Here is a 4,168-nt window from a genome sequence, read left to right on the forward strand (position 1 = left end):
ATCCACCCGGGGAGGTGTGCGACGCTGTGGTGGAGCTGTGCCGCCTGCGCGACTGGCAGGCCGAAGAACTGGCCACCCTGCTGCGCCGGCACCCCCGCTACGTTCGCAACAACTACCTGCGCCCGCTGATGCGCGACGGTCGGCTGGTGATGACGCGGCCGGAGGAGCCGAATGATCCGGGGCAGGCGTATCGGGCGGTGGGGGGCGAGGGATGAGCGTGCCGTGGCCAAAGGTTCCGCTGAAGTACCTGGTGAGCAAGATCGGGAGTGGCAAAACACCAAAGGGCGGCGCAGAGGTTTACACATCGTCGGGTGTGATGCTCTTGCGCAGCCAGAACGTCCATTTCGATGGTCTGCGCCTTGACGACGTCGTGCACATCGACGAGACCATGGACGAGGACATGGCGTCCACGCGGGTGCTACCCAATGACGTTCTGCTGAACATCACCGGCGCATCCATCGGGCGCTGCACTGTGGTTCCGGCCGAGTTTGAAGCGGCGAATGTCAACCAGCACGTGTGCATCATCCGACCCAAAGCCCAACGTCTCCTGCCCGCATTTCTGAACCTGGTTCTTCAGTCACCGACTATCCAGAACGAGATTCGATTCGGCGAGAACGGATCTTCTCGGGAGGGCTTGAACTTTGAACAGGTCGGCGCCTTTGAGATCCCGGTCCCGCCCCTGTCGGAGCAAGTCATCTGTGTCGAGCGGGCGCAAGCTTCAGTTCAGCGCGTTGAATCGCTGATCGCAGAAAAGCAGAACCTGTTGACGCTGATGGCCGAAAAGCGCCGCGCCCTCATCGCCAACGCCGTCACGCGGGGGCTGAATCCAAATGCGCCACTGCGTGATTCGGGCATCGAATGGCTGGCTGAGATACCAGCGCATTGGCACACCGAACGCGCGCGTTGGCTGTTTGGCGAGTCATGTCTACCCATCAGGCCGGATGATCAGATGGTGACCTGTTTCCGCGATGGCACGGTCACGCTGCGCAGCAATCGCCGCGAAGATGGATTCACCAACGGCGTGATCGAGCATGGCTACCAGGGCATCCGCAAAGGGCAGTTGGTGCTGCACTCCATGGACGCCTTCGCTGGCGCCATCGGCGTGTCGGACTCGGACGGCAAGTGCACGCCCGAGTACGTGATCTGCGATCCTTTGACCAACGATACGGACGCCCCCTATTTCGCCGCCCTGCTGCGCGAGATGGCTTTGCGGCGCTACGTCCAAGCCTTCTGTTCCGCCGTTCGTGAGCGCGCGCCAAGGATTCGCTTCAACGACTTCCGGGATTTCGTGCTGCCCGTGCCGCCACTCAGCGAGCAGCTAGCCATCGTTGACTTCATTGGCCGGCAGACTGGGCCGCTGGTGCGCCTGGCTGATCAAACTGCCACCACGCTCGATTTGCTGAGGGAGCGCAGAACGGCCTTGATCGCCGCTGCCATCCAGTTCCCCGAGGAGACCGCCTGTGCGACTTGAAACCCTGCGCCTTCAAAACTTTCGCGGCTATGTCGACCGCGAATTCACGCTACACCCGAAGTTCAATTTGGTGATTGGCGAGAACGGCAGCGGCAAGACTTCATTTCTGGAGGCGGCCGCCGTGGCCATCGGCTCATGGCTGCTGGGCTTTCGTGGTCACGACTCACGAAGCATAGGGGGCCGCGACGTACGCCATGTGCTGGAGTTCGTAGAGAAACGCTACCGCGAGCTGCCGCAGTACCCGGTGCGGGTCACGGCCACAGGACAACTGCACATCGCGCAGGTCGGGCGGGCCGCGCCCGAGGATGAGGTCGGCTACTTGGCGCCCAGCAGCGCTGACAAGCCGAACCCCCGCGAGGTGCCTATGAAGTGGGAGCGCTCGGTAGAAGGCGCCGGTGGCAGAACCACACGTGTCGGCGCCGCCAAGCTGAAGGAATACGCCGAGGCCATGGCCAGAGCCGTGTTGAAGCAAGAGCCGCGCGTGTTGCCGCTGATCCGCTACTTCGGCGCGGGCAGGCTTTGGGAATCGGTCCGCGACACCTCGGGCAAGGCGCTGAGCAAGCACAAGGGCAAGCAGCCTGCCGAGTTGGCCGACGATGCCGACGAGCTGGACAAGCTTCTGCGCGAGTCGCAACGGCTATCAGAGCCTTTTTATGGCTACCGAATGAGCGTTGACAAACGCTGCAACCCAGATGACCTGATTCGCTGGATGCGAGAAGAGCGGCTCAACGAATTGGATGAGGACGACTACTCGCCGGCACTTCGTCTGGTTTACCAAGCCATTGAGTCCCTGTTGCCGGAGATTGACTCGGCGCGGTATAGCAAGGTGTTGCGCACCCTTGTACTGCGCTACCAAGACGGCGAACTACACACCTTCAACGAACTCAGCGACGGCTATCGAAACGTGGTGGCCATCGCCGCCGACCTGGCCATCAAGGCCGCCATGCTGAACCCACAATTGGCTGAGCGGGCGCTGGAGTTGACGCCTGGCGTGGTGCTGATCGACGAACTGGATTTGCACCTGCATCCAAAGTGGCAGCGCAGGGTGATCGGCGACTTGCGACGCACATTCCCGATGCTGCAGTTCATCTGCACCACGCATTCGCCGTTCCTGATCCAGTCTCTCGAATCCAGCGAAGAGCTGATTGTGTTGGCAGACATTGAGCAGAGGGCGCCCGACGGCTCAGGGGATCGAGTCATCACCTCCGACGACTCCCACGACTCTGATGAAGAGGCCGAAGATTTGGTCACCGACGACCTGGAGCACTTGGGGATAGAGGCCATCGCCAGCGGCATCATGGGAGTTCCGGCAGATGCAAGCCCGCGTTATCTGGAAATGCTCAAGGTGGCTCGAGGCTATCTCGCAGAACTGGAAGAGGCCGCTCAATCACCGCAGGAGCGGCTGGAACACTACAAGCAGAGTTTGGCGGCACGCCTGGCACCGTATGCAGACAACCCGGCATTCCAGGCCGTCCTGGAAGCAGAGCGGGCCGACAAGTTGGGGCGTTGAGATGCGGCCCGTGAGCAAGGGATCTCTGCCCTATCGATACACAAACGGGGAGGCGTATGGCAAGGCTGCCGGCGGTTTGGCGGCACGCATCGGCAAGTACTGCTCATATTGCGAACGGCCGGTGGACAACGGTGAGGTAGAGCACCTTCAACCAAAAAGCGTCGCCGCCAACGCAGCGCTAGAGACGCAGTGGTCCAACTTTCTGCTGGCATGCAAGAACTGCAATGCCACCAAGTCAAAGCACAACCCAGGACTTGGCGACTGGCTGATTCCAGACCGTGACAACACGATGGCGGCATTCATCTACCAGGTGGATGGGGTGATTGAGATCAATTCAACGCTGCTCGCACAAACCCGCGCACTGGCTGAAAAGACTCGGGATCTGATGAAGCTGAACCGCAAGGTTCGGCGTGTCGTGGATGAGAAAGGAAATCTGGTTGCGTTGGATCGGAGAAGCCAGCGAATGCAGGCTTGGTTGTTGGCTCAGCGGTGGGTCGCGAAATACACGGCCAATCCGACGGCAGACAACACCGACGCCATCATCGACCTTGCTTCGACAGGAGGGTTCTTCAGCATATGGATGGCCGCCTTCATTTCCATCCCGGTGATACGACAGAGACTCATTGACGCTCCCGCATTTCGTGGAACAGAGAAGACCTGCTTTGACGCAGCGACACTGCCTACGGTGATGCATCCCAACACCGACGGTTGGCTGAATGGGAGCAAGTTGTGAATAGCAAGCGCCACGACGAAGCCGCCTTCGAGTCCTCCATCGAATCCGCCCTGCTCACCGCCGGCTGGCAATCCCTCGACAAGTCCACCTACGACCTCACCCGCCACTGCTTCCCCCAGGAAGCCCTCGCCTTCATCCGCGCCACCCAGCCCAAGGAATGGACGCGTCTGGAAGCGCTGAACGGCGCCCAGGCCGAAGCGCAGGTCCTTAAAGACCTTGTGCACTGGCTGGACACGCACGGCACGCTGGCGGTGCTGCGCAACGGCTTCAAATGCCAGGGCCGCACGCTGCGGCTGGCGTTCTTCAAGCCAGCCCACGGCATGAACCCCGAGCTGGCGGTGCAGTACGCGGCCAACCGGCTGGGCGTGACGCGCCAGTTGCGCTACAGCCAACAGAACACCAACGAGCTGGACCTGGTGCTCAGCGTCAATGGCCTGCCGGTGGCCACGGCCGA

Annotated in this window: 5 protein-coding genes; all 5 read left to right on the forward strand. The window is 61.3% G+C overall.

Annotated features, from left to right (window positions below):
• On the forward strand, positions 1 to 215 hold a 215-nt coding region (locus ACIQ2X_RS16515), incomplete at its 5' end, for a Fic family protein (RefSeq protein WP_396180097.1).
• Positions 212 to 1,471, forward strand: a complete 1,260-nt coding sequence (locus tag ACIQ2X_RS16520; RefSeq protein ID WP_396180098.1) for a restriction endonuclease subunit S — start codon at positions 212 to 214, stop codon at positions 1,469 to 1,471. The genes ACIQ2X_RS16515 and ACIQ2X_RS16520, both read left to right, overlap by 4 nt.
• Positions 1,461 to 2,981, forward strand: coding sequence for an AAA family ATPase (locus tag ACIQ2X_RS16525; RefSeq protein WP_396180099.1), 1,521 nt, complete (start codon positions 1,461 to 1,463; stop codon positions 2,979 to 2,981). The genes ACIQ2X_RS16520 and ACIQ2X_RS16525 overlap by 11 nt, the downstream gene beginning before the upstream one ends.
• A gap of 1 nt (position 2,982) precedes the next feature.
• On the forward strand, positions 2,983 to 3,714 hold the full coding sequence (locus tag ACIQ2X_RS16530) for an HNH endonuclease (RefSeq protein ID WP_396180100.1): 732 nt from the start codon (positions 2,983 to 2,985) through the stop codon (positions 3,712 to 3,714).
• A partial coding sequence (locus tag ACIQ2X_RS16535) for a type I restriction endonuclease (protein WP_396180101.1) occupies positions 3,690 to 4,168 on the forward strand: 479 nt, incomplete at its 3' end. The genes ACIQ2X_RS16530 and ACIQ2X_RS16535, both read left to right, overlap by 25 nt.

Source organism: Flavobacterium sp. (assembly GCF_044368625.1).
Classification (GTDB): domain Bacteria; phylum Bacteroidota; class Bacteroidia; order Flavobacteriales; family Flavobacteriaceae; genus Flavobacterium.

What these genes read in the sequence shown, in the direction of transcription:
- ACIQ2X_RS16520 (WP_396180098.1), top strand. Translation starts at nt 212, where the DNA reads ATGAGCGTGCCGTGGCCAAAGGTTCCGCTGAAGTACCTGGTGAGCAAG.
- ACIQ2X_RS16530 (WP_396180100.1), top strand. Translation starts at nt 2,983, where the DNA reads ATGCGGCCCGTGAGCAAGGGATCTCTGCCCTATCGATACACAAACGGG.